General features: G+C 68.1%; 18 protein-coding genes and 1 pseudogene. 17 read left to right on the top strand and 2 right to left on the bottom strand.

Annotated elements, in window-relative coordinates:
* From H0U68_RS21350 to H0U68_RS21335, 4 genes are all read left to right on the top strand, one after another.
* The coding region (locus H0U68_RS21350; RefSeq protein ID WP_296358916.1) for an STAS domain-containing protein at nt 1–1,256 on the top strand (1,256 nt) is incomplete at its 5' end.
* 220 nt (nt 1,257–1,476) lie between these two features.
* The gene (gene hslV / locus H0U68_RS21345) at nt 1,477–2,013 is read left to right on the top strand and encodes an ATP-dependent protease subunit HslV (protein WP_296358915.1); all 537 of its coding nucleotides are present in this window, start codon (nt 1,477–1,479) and stop codon (nt 2,011–2,013) included.
* The gene (hslU, locus tag H0U68_RS21340) at nt 2,010–3,317 is read left to right on the top strand and encodes an ATP-dependent protease ATPase subunit HslU (RefSeq protein ID WP_296358914.1); all 1,308 of its coding nucleotides are present in this window, start codon (nt 2,010–2,012) and stop codon (nt 3,315–3,317) included. The genes hslV and hslU overlap by 4 nt, the downstream gene beginning before the upstream one ends.
* Nucleotides 3,318–3,628: 311 nt before the next feature.
* Nucleotides 3,629–4,822, top strand: coding sequence for an AIR synthase-related protein (locus H0U68_RS21335; protein ID WP_296358913.1), 1,194 nt, complete (start codon nt 3,629–3,631; stop codon nt 4,820–4,822).
* A gap of 13 nt (nt 4,823–4,835) precedes the next feature.
* Here the strand turns inward: H0U68_RS21335 and H0U68_RS21330 are convergent, their stop codons facing one another.
* Nucleotides 4,836–5,795 carry a carbon-nitrogen hydrolase family protein gene (locus H0U68_RS21330; RefSeq protein ID WP_296358912.1) on the bottom strand — a complete coding sequence of 320 codons (960 nt, stop codon included), beginning with the start codon at nt 5,793–5,795 and terminating at the stop codon, nt 4,836–4,838.
* Nucleotides 5,796–5,958: 163 nt separating this feature from the next.
* Here H0U68_RS21330 and H0U68_RS21325 point away from each other — a divergent pair, with 163 nt between their 5' ends.
* Nucleotides 5,959–7,386 carry an NAD-dependent succinate-semialdehyde dehydrogenase gene (locus tag H0U68_RS21325; RefSeq protein WP_296358911.1) on the top strand — a complete coding sequence of 476 codons (1,428 nt, stop codon included), beginning with the start codon at nt 5,959–5,961 and terminating at the stop codon, nt 7,384–7,386.
* A gap of 10 nt (nt 7,387–7,396) precedes the next feature.
* Nucleotides 7,397–9,211 carry a GMC oxidoreductase gene (locus H0U68_RS21320; protein ID WP_296358910.1) on the top strand — a complete coding sequence of 605 codons (1,815 nt, stop codon included), beginning with the start codon at nt 7,397–7,399 and terminating at the stop codon, nt 9,209–9,211.
* On the opposite strand, the gene H0U68_RS21315 is transcribed toward H0U68_RS21320, so the two are convergent.
* Nucleotides 9,145–9,798, bottom strand: a complete 654-nt coding sequence (locus tag H0U68_RS21315; protein ID WP_296358909.1) for a TetR/AcrR family transcriptional regulator — start codon at nt 9,796–9,798, stop codon at nt 9,145–9,147. The two genes, H0U68_RS21320 and H0U68_RS21315, sit on opposite strands and share 67 nt — an antisense overlap.
* Nucleotides 9,799–9,918: 120 nt before the next feature.
* Here H0U68_RS21315 and H0U68_RS21310 point away from each other — a divergent pair, with 120 nt between their 5' ends.
* The 11 genes and pseudogenes from H0U68_RS21310 to H0U68_RS24425 form a co-directional block, all read left to right on the top strand.
* The gene (locus tag H0U68_RS21310; protein WP_296358908.1) at nt 9,919–10,896 is read left to right on the top strand and encodes a TRAP transporter substrate-binding protein; all 978 of its coding nucleotides are present in this window, start codon (nt 9,919–9,921) and stop codon (nt 10,894–10,896) included.
* Nucleotides 10,897–10,930: 34 nt separating this feature from the next.
* Entirely contained in the window at nt 10,931–11,578 is a 648-nt protein-coding gene (locus H0U68_RS21305) for a TRAP transporter small permease (protein WP_296358907.1), read from the top strand.
* Nucleotides 11,578–12,840: a TRAP transporter large permease gene (locus H0U68_RS21300; RefSeq protein ID WP_296358906.1), complete on the top strand. Its 1,263-nt coding sequence runs from the start codon at nt 11,578–11,580 to the stop codon at nt 12,838–12,840. Before H0U68_RS21305 ends, H0U68_RS21300 begins: the two co-directional genes overlap by 1 nt.
* A gap of 339 nt (nt 12,841–13,179) precedes the next feature.
* Nucleotides 13,180–13,608: a division/cell wall cluster transcriptional repressor MraZ gene (gene mraZ, locus H0U68_RS21295; protein WP_296358905.1), complete on the top strand. Its 429-nt coding sequence runs from the start codon at nt 13,180–13,182 to the stop codon at nt 13,606–13,608.
* A gap of 9 nt (nt 13,609–13,617) precedes the next feature.
* Nucleotides 13,618–14,526, top strand: a complete 909-nt coding sequence (gene rsmH, locus H0U68_RS21290; RefSeq protein WP_296358904.1) for a 16S rRNA (cytosine(1402)-N(4))-methyltransferase RsmH — start codon at nt 13,618–13,620, stop codon at nt 14,524–14,526.
* Nucleotides 14,523–14,807, top strand: coding sequence for a cell division protein FtsL (gene ftsL / locus H0U68_RS21285; protein WP_296358903.1), 285 nt, complete (start codon nt 14,523–14,525; stop codon nt 14,805–14,807). Before rsmH ends, ftsL begins: the two co-directional genes overlap by 4 nt.
* 55 nt (nt 14,808–14,862) lie before the next feature.
* Nucleotides 14,863–16,605: a penicillin-binding protein 2 gene (locus tag H0U68_RS21280; RefSeq protein ID WP_296358902.1), complete on the top strand. Its 1,743-nt coding sequence runs from the start codon at nt 14,863–14,865 to the stop codon at nt 16,603–16,605.
* Nucleotides 16,605–18,101, top strand: coding sequence for a UDP-N-acetylmuramoyl-L-alanyl-D-glutamate--2,6-diaminopimelate ligase (locus H0U68_RS21275; RefSeq protein ID WP_296358901.1), 1,497 nt, complete (start codon nt 16,605–16,607; stop codon nt 18,099–18,101). Before H0U68_RS21280 ends, H0U68_RS21275 begins: the two co-directional genes overlap by 1 nt.
* Nucleotides 18,098–19,516, top strand: a complete 1,419-nt coding sequence (murF, locus tag H0U68_RS21270) for a UDP-N-acetylmuramoyl-tripeptide--D-alanyl-D-alanine ligase (protein WP_296358900.1) — start codon at nt 18,098–18,100, stop codon at nt 19,514–19,516. The genes H0U68_RS21275 and murF overlap by 4 nt, the downstream gene beginning before the upstream one ends.
* Nucleotides 19,506–20,684: a phospho-N-acetylmuramoyl-pentapeptide-transferase gene (mraY, locus tag H0U68_RS21265; protein ID WP_296358899.1), complete on the top strand. Its 1,179-nt coding sequence runs from the start codon at nt 19,506–19,508 to the stop codon at nt 20,682–20,684. Before murF ends, mraY begins: the two co-directional genes overlap by 11 nt.
* A 4-nt stretch (nt 20,685–20,688) precedes the next feature.
* Nucleotides 20,689–20,862: pseudogene (locus tag H0U68_RS24425) on the top strand (hypothetical protein); the annotation flags it as partial.

Genomic DNA, 20,862 nt, shown 5'->3' with positions numbered 1-20,862 from the left:
CCGCCGTGCCTGCGCCACCGGTCCACGCCTCCGTCCCCGGTGCCGGCAGCGTCGGCGTGGGCGGCACGTCCGCGCCTTCGGCCGGGCCGCCTTCCACCGGCCTGTCCGAACCGGGCGGGACCACCGGCTTCACGCCGTCCAAGCTGTTCGCCATCGACGTCGACGAATTCGCGCACGACCCCGAACTGGAGGAGGCGGCGATCCGCTTCGCCAACGGCGACGACGCCGGCGCGGAGGCCGGCCTGATGGAAGTGCTGGGCCCGCAGGGCAGCCGCGCGCGGCACGACGAAACCTGGCTCACGCTGTTCGACCTGTACCGCGCGAGCGGCCAGGCGGCGCCCTTCGAGACCGCGGCCATCGACTTCGCCAATCGCTTCGGCCGCTCGGCGCCGCAGTGGTTCTCGATGCCGGAGATCGTCGGGCGCATGGCCGCGCCCGCGGCCGCGCCGTCGCCCCAGGCCACGGCCGCCGACTGGAACAGCCCGGTGTCGTTCGGCACGCAGACGCTGGCGACCATGAACGTGGCGCTGGGCCGGGCGCAGCAGCCCTGGCACCTGAACTGGGGCAAACTCAATTCGATTGCCGAGGCCGCGGTGGAGCCGCTCACCAAGGCCTTCGCGCAATGGGCGGCGCAGCCGGTGCAGCTGCGCTTCATCGGCGCGGAGTCGCTGGAAAAAGTGCTGAGGGCCGCTACGCCGTCCGGTGAGCGCACCACCAGCCACGCCTGGTGGAAGCTGCGCATGGAGGTGCTGCGCGTGATGCACCGGCCCGACGAGTTCGAGCTGGTGGCGCTGGACTACTGCGTCACCTACGAGGTGTCGCCGCCGTCCTGGGAAAGCTCGCGCTGCGAGTACAAGCCCCTGCAGGCCGACGGCAGCTACCAGGCCGGCCACACCATCATCGGCGAGGCCTTCCACGACTCGCTGACCTCCGGCCTCAGCATGTACGGCGAGGTGCAGAACTCGCAGATGTCCAACGTCTCCACTGTGGAACTGGCCGGCCAGATCCTGGGCGATGCCACCGAGGCGCTGGACATGCTGGAAGCCAAGCTGATGGGCGCGGACGTGATGATCATCTCGTGCTCGCGGCTCATCCGCATCGACTTTTCCTCCGCCGGCACCCTGCTCAACTGGGTGACGGCGCGCCAGGCCGAGGGCCGCCAGGTGCAGTTCGTTGAAGTGCACCGCCTGGTTGCGGCTTTCTTCAACGTGATCGGCATCAGCGAGCACGCGCGCGTCATTCCGCGACACGACTGAGTTTCACTTTAAAAATCGCTGCGCGATTTTTAAAGTGCCTGAGCAGTGTGACGCTGCGCTGCCGGTAAACTGATGCCTCTTCTCCGCATAGCGGCACCGGGTCGCGCGCAATAACATGCAGCGCGACCTCTCTTGCGAAATGGGGCGGCGCTGCCGCCTCATTTCGCACTGACCAGAACAACTCTGAAATCGCGCAGCGATTTCAGAGTTAAGCATCTCCATGGAACAATTTCACGGCACCACCATCGTCAGCGTGCGGCGCAACGGCCAGGTGGCCCTGGGCGGCGACGGCCAGGTGACGCTGGGCAACATCGTCGTCAAGGGCACGGCGCGCAAGGTGCGCAAGCTCCACCACGACAAGGTGCTGGCCGGCTTCGCGGGCGCCACCGCCGACGCGTTCACCCTGTTCGAGCGCTTTGAAGGCAAGCTGGAAAAGCACCAGGGCAACCTGGTGCGCGCGGCCGTCGAGCTCACCAAGGACTGGCGCACCGACCGCGTGCTGCGCCGCCTGGAAGCCATGCTGGCCGTGGCCGACAGGGAGGCCTCGCTCATCATCACCGGCAACGGCGACGTGCTCGAACCCGAGCACGGCATCATCTCCATCGGCTCGGGCGGCGGCTACGCGCAGGCGGCCGCCAAGGCGCTGCTGGACAACACCCAGCTCGGCGCCGCCGAGATCGTCAAGAAGTCGCTGGAGATCGCCGGCGAGCTGTGCATCTACACGAACATGCATCACACAATCGAGGTGCTCGAATGAGCGCCATGACGCCCCAGGAAATCGTCTCCGAGCTGGACCGGCACATCGTCGGGCAGGCCGAGGCCAAGCGCGCGGTCGCGATCGCGCTGCGCAACCGCTGGCGCCGCCAGCAGGTCGAGGAAAAGCTGCGCGCGGAGATCACGCCGAAGAACATCCTCATGATCGGCCCCACCGGCGTCGGCAAGACCGAAATCGCCCGCCGTCTCGCGCGGCTGGCGGATGCGCCGTTCATCAAGGTGGAGGCTACCAAGTTCACCGAGGTCGGCTACGTCGGCAAGGACGTGGACTCCATCGTGCGCGACCTGGCCGAAATGGCGGTCAAGCAGACCCGCGTTGCCGAGATGCGCAATGTGCGCACGCGCGCCGAAGATGCCGCCGAAGAGCGCGTGCTGGAAGCGCTGCTGCCCGGCACCCGCGGCGACGAGGGCAACACCACGCGCCAGGCGTTCCGCAAGAAGCTGCGCGAGGGCCAGCTCGACGACAAGGAGATCGAGATCGACGTGGCCGAGCCCCGGCCGCAGATGGAGATCATGGGTCCGCCCGGCATGGAAGACATGGCTGAGCAGCTCAAGGGTTTGTTCTCGCAGGTTGGCGCCACCCGCCACAAGTCGCGCAAGCTGAAGATTGGCGAGGCCATGAAGCTGCTGGTCGACGAGGAGGCCGGGCGGCTGGTGAACGAGGACGAGATCCGCGCGCAGGCGATCCACAACGCCGAGCAGAACGGCATCGTCTTCATTGACGAGATCGACAAGGTGGCCTCGCGCAGCGAAACGGGCGGCGCCGAGGTGTCGCGCCAGGGCGTGCAGCGCGATCTGCTGCCGCTGGTGGAGGGCACCACCGTTTCTACCAAGTACGGGCCGATCAGGACCGACCACATCCTGTTCATTGCCAGCGGCGCCTTCCACCTGTCCAAGCCCAGCGACCTGATCCCCGAGCTGCAGGGCCGTTTTCCGATCCGGGTGGAGTTGCAGTCGCTGTCGGTGCAGGACTTCGAGGCCATTCTCACCAGCACGCATGCCTCGCTGGTGAAACAGTACGAGGCGCTGCTGTCCACCGAGGGCGTCACGCTGGAGTTCACGCCCGAGGGCGTCACGCGGCTCGCGCGCATCGCCTTCGAGGTGAACGAGCGCACCGAGAACATCGGCGCGCGGCGCCTGTCCACGGTGATGGAACGCCTGCTCGACGAGGTGAGCTTCGGCGCGGCAAACCTGTCGGGCCAGACGGTCCGCATCGACGCGGACTACGTGGACGCCCGGCTGGCGGCACTCAGCCGCGACGAGGACCTCTCGCGCTACATCCTTTAGGGCCTGTTCACACTATTTTTACCAGATGCGTTGCGGCCAAAAAGGTCATGCGCAAGGCGCGAAACGCAGCCGGACTCGATGTCCGGCAAGGCTTCGCAACGCGGCGCATGACCTTTTTGACCGCAACCCGAAGGGAACGTGATGAAAACCGCGCCACTCGTCGTTGCACTCCTAGCCAAGGCGTCCAGCCTTGGCGTCGTCCTGCGCCTAGATTGGCGCGGTTTTCATCACGTTCGCAATGGCAAAAATGGTGTGAACAGGCCCTAAACTGCCGGGTTGCGCCGCGGCGGCGCTGGAATTTTGGAGTAGCGATGGCTGACGAGTACCAGAACCTCGGCGTTTCGGCGATGAAGGCCGATGTCCACAAGGCGATCCGGGTGCTGCCGCCCCCGGCCTATCCCGGCGCGTTCTGCCACCTGGTGGTGGACCCCTGGGACGCCAGCCAGGTGATGGCCATGCACGCCGACGGCTCGGGCACCAAGGCCAACGTGGCCTACATCGCGGCGCGCGAGCTGGGCGGCAGCGGCTGGTTTCGCGGCCTGGCGCAGGACTCGGCGGTGATGAACATCGACGACCTGATCTGCGTCGGCGCGGTCGGCCCCTACGTACTGTCCAACACCATCGGCCGCAACGCCCAGGTGATCGGCGGCGACCTGCTGCAGGAGGTGCTGGAGGGCTACCACGGCTTCGCGACGCAAATGGCGGCCTGCGGCGTGGAGATCATGCTGGCCGGCGGCGAAACGGCCGACTGCGGCGACACGGTACAGACCATCGTGGTGGACTCCACCGTCTGCACGCGCATGCCGGCCGCCGCCGTCATCGATTTCTCGCGCGTGCGGCCCGGCGACGTGATCGTCGGCCTGTCCTCCTCGGGCAGGGCCACGTACGAGACGGCGGAGAACTCGGGCATCGGCTCCAACGGCTTCACGCTGGCGCGCCATGCGCTGCTGTCGTCTGAGTACCGCAAGGCCTATCCGGAAACCTATGCGCGCGAGCTGGACCTCCAGCACGTCTACCGCGGCACGCTCAAGGTGGGCGACATGCTGCCGGGCACCCAGCTGACCGTGGCCGAGGCGCTGCTGTCGCCCACGCGCACCTACGCGCCGGTGGTCAAGGAGCTGCTTCGCCAGCTGCCCGACGCGGTGCACGGCCTGATCCACAACACCGGCGGTGGGCTCACCAAATGCATCCGCTTCGGCAAGGGCCTGCGCTTCGTCAAGCGCGAGCTGCTGCCGCTGCCCCCCGTGCAGCGCGCCATCCGCGAGATCAGCGGCGTGGGCTTGCCCACCATGGCGCAGACGTTCAACTGCGGCCACCGGCTGGAGATCTACTGCCCGGCGGCCGATGCGCAGGCCGTGATGCGCGTGGCCACGCAGTTCGGCATCGAATCCAAGGTGGTCGGCGAAGTGGTTCCCCTGCGCCGCGGCGGCGAGGGCAACGAGGTCGAGGTGCTGCTGGAAGGGCAGACGCTGGAGTTCGGGCCCGAAGGCCTGGTCGGCGCCTGAGGCAGCAGCCAGCTCAGTCGCGAAGCTTCAGCGTGCTTTGCCGCTGGCGGTCCACCACCAGCTGGGTGACGTCGGGCCGCGAATAGTGGCCGACCGGGTCGAAGTTCTGCCGCTCCTCGCGCACGCGGCGGTGCTCCAGCGTGGCGACCACCAGCGTCTCTTCGTTGGTCACAGGCTCGGCGATCCACTTGCCGTCCGGCCCGGCGATGCAGGAGCCGCCGTTGGCGAACACCTGCGCCATGTCGTCGCCTGCGATCTGCTCCCGGTGCGGCGTGGACGCGGGAATGTCCGAAGCGCGCATCAACCCCGACACCGAGAGCACGTACGAGCGTGATTCCTTGGCGATGTAGCGCGTGATGTCCCCGGTGTTGTGCCCGCCGCCCGGCCACACCGCCACGTGCAGGTCTTCGCCCTGCGCGTACAGCGCGGCGCGCGGCAGCGGCATCCAGTTCTCCCAGCAGTTCAGCCCGCCGACGGTGAAGGCCCCGAGCGCGTGCACGCGCAGGCCGTTGCCGTCGCCGGGCGACCAGACCAGCCGCTCCTCGTAGGTGGGCATCAGCTTGCGGTGCACCGAGGCGACCGTGCCCTGCGCATCGATGTACACCAGCGAGCAATACACGCTATGGCCGCCGCGGTCCATCGGCCGCTCCACGCAGCCGACCATCACCGCGATGCCGTAGCGCGCCGCCGCCTCGCACAGCGGCCGCAGGTCGCCGCGCTCGATCTGCACCGCCTGGTCCAGGTAGTGGGCATACAGGGTCTTTTGCACCGGCGAGTTGAAGCGCGCGCCGTCGGTGCGCTCCACCCAGAACGGGTAGCCGGGCAGCAGCGTCTCGCCGAAGGCGACCAGGCCGCAGCCGCTGGCGGCGGCGCGCTCGACCCAGTCGACGATCTTGGCCAGGGTGCGCGTGCGATCGAGCCAGACCGGCGCGATCTGCGCCAAGCCTACGGTCAGGGTATCGGGGGAGGACATAGGCGGATTCTAGGGGTGCGCCGGACGGCAGCACTTTTCAAATTGCCGTTTGATTTTGTTGCGCATTTTCCAGAGGCCACCTCAGGTGTGGGGATTGTTGCACCACCGCTTTTTCAAATGTACATTTGAATCCCATAAAAGGACCGACTGGGAGAAAACGCAGATGGCTTACCCCGAACTTGCGCTGTTTCTGGACGGCGGGCGCAGGCAGGGCCAGGGCCGCCTGCTGCGCGTGCACAACCCCGCAACCGGCGAGCGGATCGCCGATTTCGCCGGCGCCACCCCGCAGGAGGTGGAAGGCGCCGCGGCGTCCGCGTACGACGCGTTCAAGCACTGGCGCGACACACCGGCCTACGACCGCGAGGCCATCCTGCGGCGCGCGGCCAACGCCGTGCGGGCGCAGGCGGACCACATCGCCGCCGTGATCGTCATGGAAAACGGCAAGCCGCTGGCCGAGGCCAAGGGCGAGGTGGGCGCCACGGCCGACACCATCGATTTCTATGCCGGTGAGGCGCGTCGCATTTATGGCCGCACGATTCCCGCGCGCACTGCGGGTGGGCGCATGAGCACGCTGCGCGAGCCGGTCGGCGTGGTGGCGGCCTTCACGCCCTGGAATTTCCCGGCCATCAACTTCATCCGCAAGGTCGCGCCCGCGCTGGCCGCCGGCTGCGCGGTGGTGGCCAAGCCGGCCGAAGAAACGCCGGCCACCGCGCTGCTGCTGGCGCAGTGCTTCGCCGACGCCGGCCTGCCGCCGGGCGCGCTCAGCATCGTCTACGGCGTGCCGGCGGACATCTCGTCCCAGCTCATCGCCGCGCCGCAGGTGCGCAAGATCACCTTTACCGGCTCCACCGCCGTCGGCCGCGAACTGGCCGCCAAGGCCGGCGCGCTGCTCAAGCGCAGCACCATGGAATTGGGCGGCCATGCGCCGGTGATCGTCTGCGCCGACGCGAATGCCGAGTCCGCGGCCGACAAGGCCAGCGCCGCCAAGTTCCGCAACGCCGGCCAGACCTGCAATTCCGCCAGCCGCTTCTACGTGCACCGCTCGCTGTACGAACGTTTCGTGCAGCGCTTCGCCGAGAACGCTGTCAAGGTGGTGGTGGGCGACGGCGCCGATGCGGCCACCACCATGGGGCCGCTGTCCAATCCGCGCCGCATCGAGGCGCTGAAGAGCCTGGTGGCCGATGCGCTGGCGCGCGGCGCGCGGCTGGCCGCGGGCGGCGCGCCGCTGGAGCGGCCCGGCTGGTTCTTCCAGCCCACCGTGCTGGCCGACGTACCGGCCGACGCGCAGATCCTGGCCATCGAGCCGTTCGGCCCGGTCGCGCCCATCGTGCCGTTCGACAGCATCGAGGAAGCGATCCAGCTGGCGAACTCCACGCCGTTCGGCCTGGCCAGCTACGCGATCGGCGACCACGCGCCGACCATCCGCCTGCTGACCACGCGGATCGAGGCGGGCATCGTCGGCGTCAACACCTTCGTCGCCTCGCTGCCGGAAACGCCGTTCGGCGGTGTCGGCCACAGCGGCTGGGGACACGAGGGCGGCCCCGAAGGGCTGGAGCCGTACCTGCACACCCGTTTCATCAACGAACTCTGAGCGCGCAGCCATGCAGACCATCGAAGCGGATTTCGTCGTCGTCGGCGCGGGCAGCGCGGGCTGTGTGCTGGCGAACCGGCTGAGCGCCTCGGGCACGCACCGCGTGGTGCTGGTCGAGGCGGGGCGCGACCAGCCGCCCGACCGCGAGGAAGCGGCCATCCTGGACAGCTACCCGCGCATCGCGTATTTCGACCCGAAGAACGTGTGGGCCGAACTCAAGGTGTACCTGGCGCCGAAGACGCCGCCCAAGGGCATTCCCGCGCCGACGGCCAAGCGCTACGAGCAGGCGCGCCTCATGGGCGGCGGCTCCAGCCTGAACGACATGCAGGCCAACCGCGGCCTGCCGATCGACTACGACGGCTGGGCCGCGGCCGGCCTGCCGGGCTGGGGCTGGCAGGACGTGCTGCCGTACTTCCGCCTGCTGGAGCGCGACATGGACTACGGCGGCCCGCTGCACGGCAGCGAGGGCCGCATCCCGGTGCGGCGCATCATGCCGGACGCCTGGCCGGAGTTCTCGCGCGCCGCTGCCGAGGCGATGCGCAGCGCCGGCTTCGCCGAGCTGCAGGACCAGAACGCGGATTTCCGCGACGGCTACTTCCCGGTAGCGATCTCCAACGCCTATGACCGGCGCGTGTCTGCCTCCACCGGCTACCTGGACAACGCGACCCGGCGCCGGCCCAACCTGCGCATCCTCACCGACACGCCGGCATCCAACCTGATCCTCGAGGGCCGCAAGGTGGTGGGCGTGACGGCCCGCACGTCGACAGGGTCGGTGGAAATCCGCGCGCGCGAAACCATCCTGACGGCCGGCGCGCTGCATTCGCCGGCCTTCCTGCTGCGCAGCGGCATCGGCCCGGGGGCGGAACTGCAGGCGCTGGGCATTCCGGTGGCCGCCGACCGCGCCGGCGTCGGCAAGAACCTGCAGGAGCACCCGGCGCTGTCGGTGTCGGCCTTCATCCACCGCGGCGCGCGCCTGGGCGAGCAGCTGCGCCGCCACACGCACCTGGGCATGCGCTTCTCGTCGTCCTTGGCCTCCGAGGTGGGCAGCGGCGACCTGTACATGGTAGCGCTCAGCAAGACCGGCTGGCACCCGGTGGGCAAGCAGCTGGGCTCGCTGGTGACCTGGGTGAACAAGCCCTATTCACGCGGGCAGCTCACCCTGCGCTCGCCCGCGCCGGAGGCCGAGCCGCAGGTGGAATTCAACATGCTGTCCGACGAGCGCGACGCCGTGCGGCTGCGCGAAGCGGTGCGCACGGCAGCGCGCCTGTTCGAGCAGGCGCCGCTGCGCTCGGTGACCAGCGACCCGTTCCCCACCAGCTACAGCGAACGCGTGCGCGACCTGGGCATCATCTCGCGCAAGAACGCGGTGATGACCTCCATCCTCGCCGCCTGCCTGGACGGGCCCGACTGGCTACGCCGCACGCTGCTCAAGCAGGTGGTCACCGAAGGCCCGTCGCTCGAACGCATGCTGGCCAACGAGGACCTGCTGGAAGGCTTCCTGCGCACGGCGGTGCACGGACTGTGGCACCCGGCGGGTAGCTGCAGGATGGGGAGCGAGGCCGACGCGCGGGCGGTGGTCGACGGATCGGGCAGGGTGATCGGCGTGGAGGGCGTGCGCGTGGCCGACGCTTCGGTGATGCCGTGGATTCCGCGCGCCAACACCAACGTGCCCACGCTGATGCTGGCCGAGAAGCTGAGCGACACCATCCTGGCGGAGCAGCCGCGCGCGGGCGTGGCCGGCGCGGCCTCAGCGGGCGTTCAGGCCGGCGGCGCGCACAGCCCGCCGGCCACGAACGACACCAGCCGCCTGGTGGTGACCTCGTGATCCAGCGCCGAGGGGCCGATCGTCCCTGATACCAGCACGAGGGCCGGCGCCAGCGTCACCAGCGTCTGCAGGATGGCGCCGCGCGCGCAGTCGTAGCGCAGCGCGATCTCGGTGCGCGACAGCTCCGGCAGCACGCGCTGCAGCACGTCGACGAACTCCTCGTGCAGCGGCGCGAACTTCTCTTCCACGATGGTGGTGATGAACGCCGGCGCGCCCGCGCTGGCCTGCATCAGCAGCAGCATCACGTCGCGGTAGCGCCCGGACCCCAGCTGCACCAGCGGCGTGACCAGCGCCTCGGAAATCGCCGCGGGCGTGGGCGATGCCGGCTTGTGGCGCGCCACACAGGTGCGCAGCGACTCGGTGCGCACCTGGATGATGGATTCGATGCCCAGTTCCAGCACGTGCCTGGCCAGGCCGTCCTTGGAGCCGAAGTGGTAGTTCACCGCGGCGATGTTCACCTCGGCGATCTCGGTGATCTCGCGCACCGTGCCGGCGGTAAAACCGCTCTTCGCGAACACCTGGACCGCCGCGGCAATGATGCGCTCGCGCGTGTCGGCCTCGTTCTGCTGGACCGCCTGCCGCTTCACCACCGCGCCGGGCTCCGGGCCGCCGATGGCGGAAATCCTTGACAGTCGAGAAAGTCAAACATAGGATTCAAACGCGTTTTTAAATGATTCATAAATCTTAACAGCCAGGGAGTTCCCCACATGCGGACGCTTTCTCTCAAGACCCTGTTCCTGCTGGCCCTCCTGGTGGCCGGCAATGTGTTCGCCCAGGGCACGCGGGTGCTGCGCATCGGCCTGGTGGTTCCGCCCACGCAGCAATGGTCGGTCAGCGCCGCCGATTTCGGCGAGGAACTGAAGAAGGCCACCAACGGGCGGCTCAGCGTGGCGGTGTTCCCCTCCAGCCAGCTCGGCTCCGAGGCGCAGATGATCCAGCAGATCCAGACCGGCGCGCTGGACATGGGCTTCCTCACCACCGCCGAACTGGCCAACCGCGTGCCAGAACTCGCCGCGCTGCACGCACCCTTCCTGGTGAAGGACCTGACGCAGGCGCGCGCCGTGCTGGAAAGCCCCGCAGCGGTCAAGATCTTCGAGAAATTCCCGGCCTCCATCGGCGCCGTCGGCCTGGGGTACGGCATGAACGGCATGCGCCACATCCTCACGCGCGAGCCGTCCAGCGGTCCGGCCGACCTCAAGGGCAAGAAGATCCGCGTGATCCCCTCGCCGGTGATGCGCGACTTCTACGAAATCATGGGCGCCACGCCCACGCCGATCCCGTTCGCCGCCATCTACGACGCCTTCGCCAACGGCCAGGTCGACGGCATCGACATGGACTTCGAGGCCACCTACTACAACAAGTACTACACCATCGCCAAGACCATGCTGGTGACCAACCAGACCATGCTGCCGATGGCCGCCATCTTCTCGCTCAAGGTGTGGCGCGAGCTGCCCGATGCCGACCACAAGCTGATCCAGCAGCTGATCGACAAGCAGATGAAGATCATCCGCGACACCACGGTGGCCAACGACGAAGGCTTCCGCAAGCGCCTGGCCGAAACCGGTTTCCAGATGAAGCCGGTCGGGCGCGAAGCCTTCGGCGACGCGGTGCAGAAGTGGGACGCCAAGTGGACGCCGCAGGCGCCCGCCATTCCCGTGCTGCGCGCCTTCGCCGCCAAGCTTTGACGCCACGAACGACGGGCCGCGAAAGGCGCACCGCATGAGCAGCGTGTCCGTCGCCAAGAACAGGGGGGCGCTCGAGGCCGGGTCGACACTTCGCGAGAGAATCGGAAGGTCCACCCAGGCTCTCAGCGACAGCTGGGCCCGCGTCGAGCGGGTGCTGGTGACCGGCTTCGTCGGCGCCATCTTCCTGCTGATCCTGCTGAACATCGTCACCCGCGCGATCAACCGGCCCGTCATCTGGGTCGACGAGCTGTCGATCTACCTGATGGTGATGACCTGCTTCGTCGGCACCTCGCTCACCGTGCGGCAGCGGCTGGACTTCGCCATGACGCTGGTGCTGGACTACCTCACGCCGGCCCGGCTGGCGGTGGCACGCAGGATGCTGTCGCTGGTGGGCCTGGCCTACGCGGTGTTCATCCTCTGGTGCAGCTGGCGCCTGTTCGATCCGCTGGACATGGTGCGCAGCGGCTTCGACGTGGCGAAGTTCACCAGCCTGACCATGAACTTCCTCTATTCCGAGCCGACCCAGACGCTGGGCATCCCGAAGTGGTTCGTCTACCTGGTGATGCCGGTGTACGGCCTGGGGCTGACCATCCATTCGCTGGCCAACCTGGCCGAAGACCTCGGCTGGGCGCAGGCGGCCAAGGCGCCCGAGGACGAGGATATCGTGGTGGAGGCGGGCTGATGTTCACCGGCGCGGCATTCACGCTGTTCCTTCTGGCCGGCCTGCCCATCGGGCTGGTCCTGTGCCTCTCGGCGCTGGCCTACGTGGGCTCCACGCGCAACACCGCGCTGCTGGACTCGTTCCTGCCGCAGCTGTTCGGCGGCATCGACTCCTACGGCCTGCTGGCGCTGCCGCTGTTCATCCTGGTCGGCGAGTTCATGAACGCGGGCGGCATCACCACCCGGCTGCTGGGCATGACCACCGCGCTGATCGGCCGCCTGAAGGGTGGGCTGGCCTACGTCAACGTGTTCGCCAACGGCTTTTTGGCCGCCATCCTGGGCTCGTCGACGACGCAGATCGCGATCATGTCGCAGACCATCGTGCCGGAGATGGCGCGCAAGGGCTACAACAAGAATTTCGCGGTCGCGCTCACGGTGTCGGCCGGGCTGCTCGGTCCCATCATCCCGCCGTCGCTGATCTTCGTGATCTACGGCGTGATGGTGCAGGTGCCGATCGGCGACATGTTCCTGGCTGGCATCATCCCGGGCCTGCTGCTGATCGTGGCGTTCTGCGCGACCATCTGGGCCATGGGGTTCTGGATGGACTACCCCCGGGAAGAAGCCATGGCGTGGACGGCGCGCCGCAAGATGCTGCTCAAGGGCCTGCCCACGCTGCTGATCCCGGTGGTGATCGTCGCCAGCATCATGACCGGCCTGGCCAGTCCCACCGAATCGGCCGCGCTCGCCTGCGTCACCGCACTGGTGCTGGGCCTGATCTACGGCGAGATCGACCTGCGGCAGATGCCGGCCATGTTCCTGCGCACCGGAATGAACACCGCGCTGGTGCTGTACCTGGTGGCGGCGGCCAACGTGTTCACCTGGGTGCTGGTGTACGGCCAGGTGCCGCAGCTGGTGGCCGACCTGCTCAAGCGGGTGGCGCACGACCCGGTCAGCTTCATGCTGTGGCTCAACCTGCTGCTGCTCGTGATCGGCACGGTGATCGACGGGGTGGCCGGGCTGATCCTGGTGGTGCCGATCCTGTTCCCCGTGGCCACACAGGTCTACCACATCCATCCGGTGCATTTCGGGGTGGTGGTGTCGATCAACCTGACCCTCGGGCTGGTTTCGCCGCCCGTGGGCGCGGCGCTCTTCATGGGCGCCTCGCTGACCAAGACCAAGGCCAGTGACGTGTTCGCCATGTCGCTGCCGTTCTGCCTGGCGGTGTGCGTGCTGCTGGTCATGCTGAGCATCTGGCCCTGGTTCACGCTGGCGCTGGTGCGCTAACTTCTCAGGCCGATCCAGGCCGATTTCCAGACGGCTTTCAAGCCAATTTGCGGCTGAGTTGCTTTCGCGCGGAAGGCCGCGTGCTTAGTACATTCGGTCACACTCTGCCGCTCTGCAGACTCCACTTGCAGAGCCACACGTAAGTCGTTCATCCGAAACGGCTTTTCAATACTCGCGATTGAGCAACCGCTCCTAAGTTGTTGATTTCACACGTAAAACGCGGAACCGCCCCGGTTGCGCCGCTGAGTTTTCCTGCTACAGTGCAAAAAAGTGCAATGAAGTGGTAGATGGTGGGTTTCGCCTCTGCCATTTTTGCGTTTCCAACATGGAGGTCAACGGGTGTTCCAAGGTGCGTCGTCGCTCAGTCTCGATGCCAAGGGCCGGCTTTCCATGCCGACCCGGCATCGTGACGTGCTCAACGCGACCGCGGGCAACCAGATCACCATCACCAAACATCCCCACGGCTGTCTCATGATTTTTCCCCGCCCCGAATGGGAAAAATTCCGTGAACGTATCGCGGCGTTACCCATGGCTGCGCAGTGGTGGAAGAGAATTCTCCTGGGCAACGCGATGGACGTGGAGCTCGACGGCACGGGCCGCGTGCTGGTGTCGCCAGAACTGCGCCACGCCGCCGGCATCGAGAAGGACACGATGCTGCTCGGAATGGGCAACCACTTCGAACTCTGGGACAAGGCGACTTACGAGGCCAAGGAGGCCGAGGCCATGCGCGGTGAGATGCCCGACGTGTTCAAGGATTTCTCTTTTTGAAGGCAAGCGGTGGAACCATGGCAACACACCACCGTCTTGTTGAACGAAGCAGTCGAAGCTCTTCTCACCAAGCCGGATTCAACCTATGTCGACGCCACCTTCGGGCGCGGCGGACACGCGCGGCTGATCCTGTCGCGGCTGGACCCCGGCGGCCGGCTGGTGGCGTTCGACAAGGACCCCGAAGCGGTGGCTGTGGCCAATGCCATCGAGGACACGCGCTTTTCCATCCGGCACGAGGGCTTTCGCGCGCTGCGCGAGCTGCAAGCCGGCAGCGTGGCCGGCGTGCTGATGGACCTGGGCGTGAGCTCCCCGCAGATCGACAACCCCGTGCGCGGATTTTCTTTCCGCGGCAACGGGCCGCTGGACATGCGCATGGACCCCACACGGGGCCAGAGCGTGTCCGAATGGCTTGCCACCGCCCCGGTGGAACAGATGGCGGAGGTGATCCGTGACTATGGCGAAGAACGGTTTGCTGTTCAGATTGCAAAGGCGATTGATGCTCGCCGACAGGAACGGGGCGCTCTTGCAACCACCGCCGAACTGGCCGAACTCGTGGCTCGCACGGTCAAAACCCGCGAGCCGGGCCAGGACCCTGCAACGCGCACATTTCAGGCTCTTCGGATTTTCATCAATGCCGAGCTTGAAGAGCTGCAAGAAGCGCTAGAGGCAAGCTTGGACATCCTTCAACCCGGAGGGCGGCTTGTGGTGATCAGCTTCCATTCGCTGGAGGACCGCATCGCCAAGCAGTTCATCGTGCGCCACTCGCGCGAGGTGGTGGACCGCCGCGCGCCGTTCGCCGAACCCAAGCCGATGAAGCTGGAGGCGCTGGCGCGCGTGCGCCCGAGCGCCGAGGAAATCGCCCGCAACCCGCGTTCGCGCAGCGCCATCATGCGCGTGGCGCAAAGGACGCACGCGTGACCCGCTTCAACGTCCTGCTGCTCATCGCCCTGCTCATGAGCGCGCTGTGGCTGGTGCGTGTGCAGTACGACTCGCGCCGCCTCTACACCGAGATCGAGCGGGCGCACGCCGAGGCGCACCGGCTGGAAATCGAGAACGAGCAGCTCGAGGTGCAAAAGCGCGCCCAGGCGACGCCGCTGCGCGTGGAGCGCCTGGCCAAGGAGCAGCTGCAGATGCGCACGGCCACGCCGGCCATCACGCAGTACGTGGTGCTCGGCCAGAAGCCGAGGCCCGCGCCATGAGCCGCGGGGCCGCTCCCAAGGCGAATGCCGCAGCGCACAGCGCGGAGGCTTCCGAATGAGCCGTAATCGGGAACGCGCCGTCAGCCATGCGCTCAGCCCGCTGCTGGCGAGCAAGGCGCCGGTGTGGCGCAGCAAGATGATCGTGGCCGGCATCGCGCTCGGCTTCCTGGGCCTGGCCGGCCGCGCGGCCTGGGTGCAGGTGTTCGGCAACGAGTTCTTCCGCAAGCAGGGCGAGGTGCGCTTCGCGCGCACGCTGGAGCTGCCCGCCAACCGCGGCCGCATCTTCGACCGCAACGGCCTTTTGCTCGCCACCAGCGTGCTCTCGCCCAGCATCTGGGCGATTCCCGAGGACGTGGACCGCGACCCGGCCAAGTTGAAGGAGCTGGCGCGCCTGCTGGAGATGCCGCTGGCCGAGCTGAACAAGAAGCTCGAAGACGAGGACCGCACCTTCGTGTGGATCAAGCGCCAGGTCGACGAGCCGATCGCCAGGCAGATTGCCGCGCTGGACATCAAGGGCGTCTACCAGCGCAAGGAATACAAGCGCCGCTACCCCGAAGGCGAGGCCGCCGCGCACGTGGTGGGCTTCACCAGCGTGGAAGACCACGGCCAGGAAGGCGTGGAGCTGTCGTTCGACAAGGACTTGGCCGGCCGCGCGGGTTCCCGCCGCGTCATCAAGGACCGCCTGGGCCGCATCGTCGAAGGCATGGGCGAGCAGCCGCCCCTGGACGGCAAGGACCTGCAGCTGTCCATCGACAGCAAGGTGCAGTTCTTCGCCTACCAGAAGCTGCGCGACGCGGTGGTGGAGAACAAGGCGCGCGCGGGCAGCGTGGTGGTGCTGGACGCCGTCACCGGCGAGCTGCTGGCGCTGGCCAACTATCCCAGCTTCCCGCCCGAGAACCGCCACAACCTCAACGGCGAGCAGCTGCGCAACCGCGCGCTGACCGACGTGTTCGAGCCCGGCTCCACGATGAAGCCGTTCACCATCGGCCTGGCGCTGGAGACCGGCCGCGTGACGCCGCAGACGGTGGTCCAGACCGCGCCCGGCCATGTGGTGATCGGCGGCGCCCGCATTTCCGATTCGCATCCGCACGGCGCGCTGACGGTGCAGCAGGTGATCCAGAAGTCCAGCAACGTGGGCACCCTGAAGCTCGCGCTGCAGATGCAGCCGCGCGAGATGTGGGAGCTGTTCACGCAGGCCGGCTTCGGCCAGAAGCCGCAGATCAGCTTTCCCGGCGCGGCCAGCGGGCGGCTGCGGCCGTTCAAGAGCTGGCGCCCGGTGGAGCAGGCGACCATGTCGTACGGCTACGGCCTGTCGGCTTCGCTGTTCCAGATGACGCGCTCCTACACGGTGTTCGCGCACGACGGGCAGATCATTCCCGCCACGCTGCTCAAGACCGACCATCCGGCCACCGGCGTGCAGGTGCTCTCGCCCAAGACGGCAGCGGAGATCCGCACCATGCTGCAGATGGCCGCCGGCCCCGGCGGCACCGGCCCGAAGGCGCAGACCCTGGGCTATTCGGTGGGCGGCAAGTCCGGCACCGCGCACAAGCAGATCGGCAAGAGCTACGCGACCAACCGCTACCGCTCCTGGTTCGTCGGCATGGCTCCGATCGACAAGCCGCGCATCATCGTCGGCGTGATGCTCGACGAGCCCTCGGCCGGCCGCTACTTCGGCGGCGACGTGGCGGCGCCGGTGTTCAGCAGCACGGTGCAGCAGACGCTGCGCCTGATGGGCGTGCAGCCCGACATGAGCGTGAAGCCGCAGATCGTGGTGAACGCGGTGGAGGAATCGTTCTGATGCGTGAACTGCACACGCCCGAACAGGCAGCGCAATGGCTGCGCGGCCGCGTGGCCGGCGATCTGCATTGCGACAGCCGCAAGATCGAAGCGGGCGATGGTTTCATCGCCTGGCCCGGTGCCGTGACCGACGGGCGCAAGCATGTGCCCGCCGCGCTGGCGCAGGGTGCCGTGGCCTGCCTGGTGGAGCGCGAGGGCGTCGAAGCCTACGGCTTCACCGGAACCGAGAGCGACAGCGAGTCCGTCGCCGCCTACCCGCAGCTGAAGGCCGCCACCGGCCCGATCGCCGCCGCGTATTTCGGCCATCCGAGCAACGACATCGACGTGCTGGCCGTCACCGGCACCAACGGCAAGACCTCCACCGCTTGGTGGCTGGCGCAGGCGCTGTCCAACCTGCAGGGTGCGCGCGCCATGCCCTGCGCGCTGATCGGCACGCTGGGCACGGGCCGGCCGCCGAACGTGGAGTTCAACGGCCTCACCACGCCCGACCCGGTGCTGATGCAGTGGCGCTTTCGCCAGTTCGCCGAACAGGGCCTGAAGGCCTGCGCCATCGAGGCCTCGTCCGTCGGCATCGTCGAGCGGCGGCTGGACGGCACGCGCATCCCGCTGGCCATCTTCACCAACTTCACGCAGGACCACCTGGAATACCACGGCACCATGGACGCCTACTGGGCGGCCAAGGCGCAGCTGTTCCGCTGGCCCGGCCTGCGCATGGCCGTCATCAACCTGGACGACGACAAGGGCCGGGTGCTGGCGGACGAACTGAAGGACAGCGGCCTGGATTTGTGGACCGTGTCCTGCGAGAAGGACGCCGCGCGCCTGCGCGCGCTGGACATCGGCTACGACGGCCAGGGGCTGCGCTTCACCCTGGCCGAAGGGGCAGAGCGGCACGTGCTGGCCACGCAGCTGATCGGCCAGTACAACGTGTCCAACCTGCTGGGAGTGGTCGGCGCCATGCGCGCGCTGGGCGTGCCGCTGGCCGAGGCGGTGGCCGCCTGCGGCGCGCTGCTGCCGGTGCCCGGGCGCATGGAGCGCATCAACGTTCCCGGCAAGCCGGTGGTGGCGGTGGACTACGCGCACACGCCCGACGCGCTGGACAAGGCCTTGCAGGCGCTGCGCCCGCTGGCCGCGCAGCGCGGCGGCAAGCTGTGGTGCGTGTTCGGCTGCGGCGGCGACCGCGACCCGGTCAAGCGCCCGCTGATGGCGGCGGTGGCCGAGAAGAACGCCGACGCCGTGGTCGTCACCAGCGACAACCCGCGCAGCGAGAAGCCCGAAGCCATCATCAGCCAGGTTTTGCTGGGCCTGTCACGCCGCGACTGCGTGCAGGTGCAGACCGACCGCGCCCGCGCCATCGCCGACACCGTGGGCAACGCCGCGCCGCAAGACGTGATCCTGGTCGCCGGCAAGGGCCACGAGGACTACCAGGAGATCGGCGGCGTGAAGCACCCGTTCTCCGACACCGTGCACGCCCAGGCCGCGCTGGAGAAAAGAGCATGACCGACACCATGTTCACCCTCGGCGAAGCCCTGGCCTGGCTCCCCGGCGCCCGCCTCGTCGGCGAGGCCGCAACGGCCATCGCGCGCGTGCACACCGACACTCGCACCCTGCAGCCCGGCGACCTGTTCGTCGCGCTCAAGGGCGAACGCTTCGACGCCAACGACTTCATCGCAGACGCGCAAGGCCGGGGCGCGGCCGCGGTGCTGGCGCACGCGGGCCGCATTCCCGCGGGCTTGCAGGGTCTCGAAGTCGACGACACGCGCCTGGCGCTCGGCCGCCTGGCCCATGCCTGGCGCCAGCGCTTCGGCCTGCCGCTCATCGCCGTCACCGGCAGCAACGGCAAGACCACGGTGACGCAGATGATCGCGTCCATCCTGCGCGCCTGGCAGCCCCAGGCGCAGCTGGCGACCGAGGGCAACCTGAACAATGACATCGGCCTGCCGCTCACGCTGCTGCGCCTGCGCGCGCACCACAAGGTCGGCGTGATCGAGCTGGGCATGAACCACCCGGGCGAGATCGCCTACCTCGCCGACATCGCGCGGCCGACCGTGGCGCTGGTCAACAACGCGCAGCGCGAGCACCAGGAATTTATGGCCACGGTGGAAGCCGTGGCGCGCGAGAACGGCAGCGTGTTCGCGTCGCTGGCGCCCAATGGCGTTGCCGTGTTCCCGGACGGCGACGCGTACACGCCGGTCTGGGTCGAACTCGCGGGGGCCCGCCCCTGCATGGCTTTCGCGGACGCGGCCTTGCAGGACGGCCGCGCCGACATCGTTCTGGCCGGGACTGAATGGCAAGAAGGACACTGGCAGGTGCGGGCCGAAACGCCCGCGGGCCCGTTGGCGTTCCCTCTCCATATCGCCGGCCGCCACAACGTGCGCAACGCGCTCGCGGCCACCGCCTGCGCACTGGCCGCCGGCGCGCCGCTGGACGCCATCGCGCGGGGCCTGCAGGCGTTCGAGCCGGTCAAGGGCCGCTCGCGCGCGCTGGCCGTTCTGCTGGCCGGCCGCACGCTGACCGTGGTGGACGACACCTACAACGCCAACCCCGACTCGGTGCGCGCCGCCATCGACGTGCTGGCCGAACTGCCCGGCCCGCGCCTGCTGGTGCTGGGCGACATGGGCGAGGTGGGCGACCAGGGGCCGCAGTTCCATGCCGAGATCGGCGACTACGCGCGCGAGCGCGGCATCGAGCAACTGCTGACCCTGGGCGAGCAGGCCAGGGGCATGGGCGGCACGCATTTCGACGACGTCGATGCGCTGAACGCGGCGGTGGCCGGGGAACTTGCGGCCGCCGGATCGGTCCTCGTCAAGGGCTCGCGCTTCATGAAGATGGAGCGCGTCGTCGAGGCCATCCGGGCGCACGCGCAAAGCGCGGCAACACAAACAACAACAAGGGAGAGCCCCGATGCTCGTTAGCCTGGCGGCGTGGCTGCAAGCGCATTCGCCGGCCTTCGGCTTTCTGCGCGTGGTGCAGTACCTGACCTTCCGCGCGGTGATGGCCGCCATGACGGCGCTGCTGATCGGCCTGGTCGCCGGCCCCTGGGTGATCCGCCGGCTGGCCGAACTGAAGATCGGCCAGCCGGTGCGCGGCTACGGCATGCAGAGCCACCTGGTCAAGAGCGGCACGCCCACCATGGGCGGCGTGCTGATCCTGCTGGCCATCGCCGTCAGCACGCTGATGTGGTTCGACTGGAGCAACCGCTTCGTCTGGATCGTGCTGGTGGTGACGCTCGGCTTCGGCGCCATCGGCTGGGTGGACGACTGGCGCAAGGTGGTCAACAAGGACCCCGAGGGCATGCGCTCGCGCGAGAAGTATTTCTGGCAGTCGCTGATCGGCCTGCTGGCCGCGCTCTACCTGGTGTTCAGCATTTCGGAGAGCTCCAACTTCCGCGTGCTGGAGCTGTTCTTCGGCTGGGTGCGTTCGGGCTTCGACCTGAACCTGCCGCCCAAGGCCGGCCTGATGCTTCCCTTCTTCAAGGAAGTGAGCTACCCGCTGGGCGTGTTCGGCTTCGTCATCATGACCTATCTGGTCATCGTGGGATCGAGCAACGCGGTCAACCTGACCGACGGCCTCGACGGCCTGGCGATCATGCCGGTGGTGATGGTGGGCTCGGCGCTGGGCGTGTTCGCCTACGTGACCGGCAGCGCGGTGTATTCGAAATACCTGTTCTTCCCGCACATCCCCGGCTCGGGCGAGCTGCTGATCTTTTGCGCCGCGATGGCCGGCGCGGGCCTGGCCTTCCTGTGGTTCAACACGCACCCGGCCCAGGTGTTCATGGGCGACGTCGGCGCGCTCGGCCTGGGCGCGGCGCTGGGCACCATCGCCGTCATCGTGCGCCAGGAAATCGTGCTGGCCATCATGGGCGGCATCTTCGTGGTGGAGGCGCTGTCGGTGATGGCGCAGGTCGTGTACTTCAAGTACACCAAGAAGCGCTACGGCGAAGGCCGGCGCATTTTGAAGATGGCGCCGCTGCACCACCACTTCGAGCAAACCGGCTGGAAGGAAACGCAGGTCGTGGTGCGCTTCTGGATCATCACCATGCTGCTGTGCCTGCTGGGCCTGTCCACCATGAAGCTGCGCTGACCCAATGAGCGATATGCAAGAGCCCACCCCGTCCGCCGGCCAGCACGTGCTGGTGCTGGGCTGCGGCACGTCCGGCCTGTCCATGGCGCGCTGGTGCGCGGCCCAGGGTGCGCAGGTGACGGTGGCCGACACGCGCGACGACGCGCCCGGGCTGGCCGCGCTGCGCGAGCAGCTGCCG

The organism is Ramlibacter sp., from assembly GCF_013697775.1.
Classification (GTDB): Bacteria; Pseudomonadota; Gammaproteobacteria; order Burkholderiales; family Burkholderiaceae_C; genus Ramlibacter.
Note: the sequence above shows the minus strand (reverse complement) of the source record. Positions and strands in the feature narration are given on the sequence as shown.

Coding starts and splice junctions, on each gene's coding strand:
- hslV (WP_296358915.1), top strand. CDS start 1,477: ATGGAACAATTTCACGGCACCACCATCGTCAGCGTGCGGCGCAACGGC.
- hslU (WP_296358914.1), top strand. CDS start 2,010: ATGAGCGCCATGACGCCCCAGGAAATCGTCTCCGAGCTGGACCGGCAC.
- H0U68_RS21335 (WP_296358913.1), top strand. CDS start 3,629: ATGGCTGACGAGTACCAGAACCTCGGCGTTTCGGCGATGAAGGCCGAT.
- H0U68_RS21330 (WP_296358912.1), bottom strand. CDS start 5,795: ATGTCCTCCCCCGATACCCTGACCGTAGGCTTGGCGCAGATCGCGCCG.
- H0U68_RS21325 (WP_296358911.1), top strand. CDS start 5,959: ATGGCTTACCCCGAACTTGCGCTGTTTCTGGACGGCGGGCGCAGGCAG.
- H0U68_RS21320 (WP_296358910.1), top strand. CDS start 7,397: ATGCAGACCATCGAAGCGGATTTCGTCGTCGTCGGCGCGGGCAGCGCG.
- H0U68_RS21310 (WP_296358908.1), top strand. CDS start 9,919: ATGCGGACGCTTTCTCTCAAGACCCTGTTCCTGCTGGCCCTCCTGGTG.
- H0U68_RS21305 (WP_296358907.1), top strand. CDS start 10,931: ATGAGCAGCGTGTCCGTCGCCAAGAACAGGGGGGCGCTCGAGGCCGGG.
- H0U68_RS21300 (WP_296358906.1), top strand. CDS start 11,578: ATGTTCACCGGCGCGGCATTCACGCTGTTCCTTCTGGCCGGCCTGCCC.
- H0U68_RS21280 (WP_296358902.1), top strand. CDS start 14,863: ATGAGCCGTAATCGGGAACGCGCCGTCAGCCATGCGCTCAGCCCGCTG.
- H0U68_RS21275 (WP_296358901.1), top strand. CDS start 16,605: ATGCGTGAACTGCACACGCCCGAACAGGCAGCGCAATGGCTGCGCGGC.
- murF (WP_296358900.1), top strand. CDS start 18,098: ATGACCGACACCATGTTCACCCTCGGCGAAGCCCTGGCCTGGCTCCCC.
- mraY (WP_296358899.1), top strand. CDS start 19,506: ATGCTCGTTAGCCTGGCGGCGTGGCTGCAAGCGCATTCGCCGGCCTTC.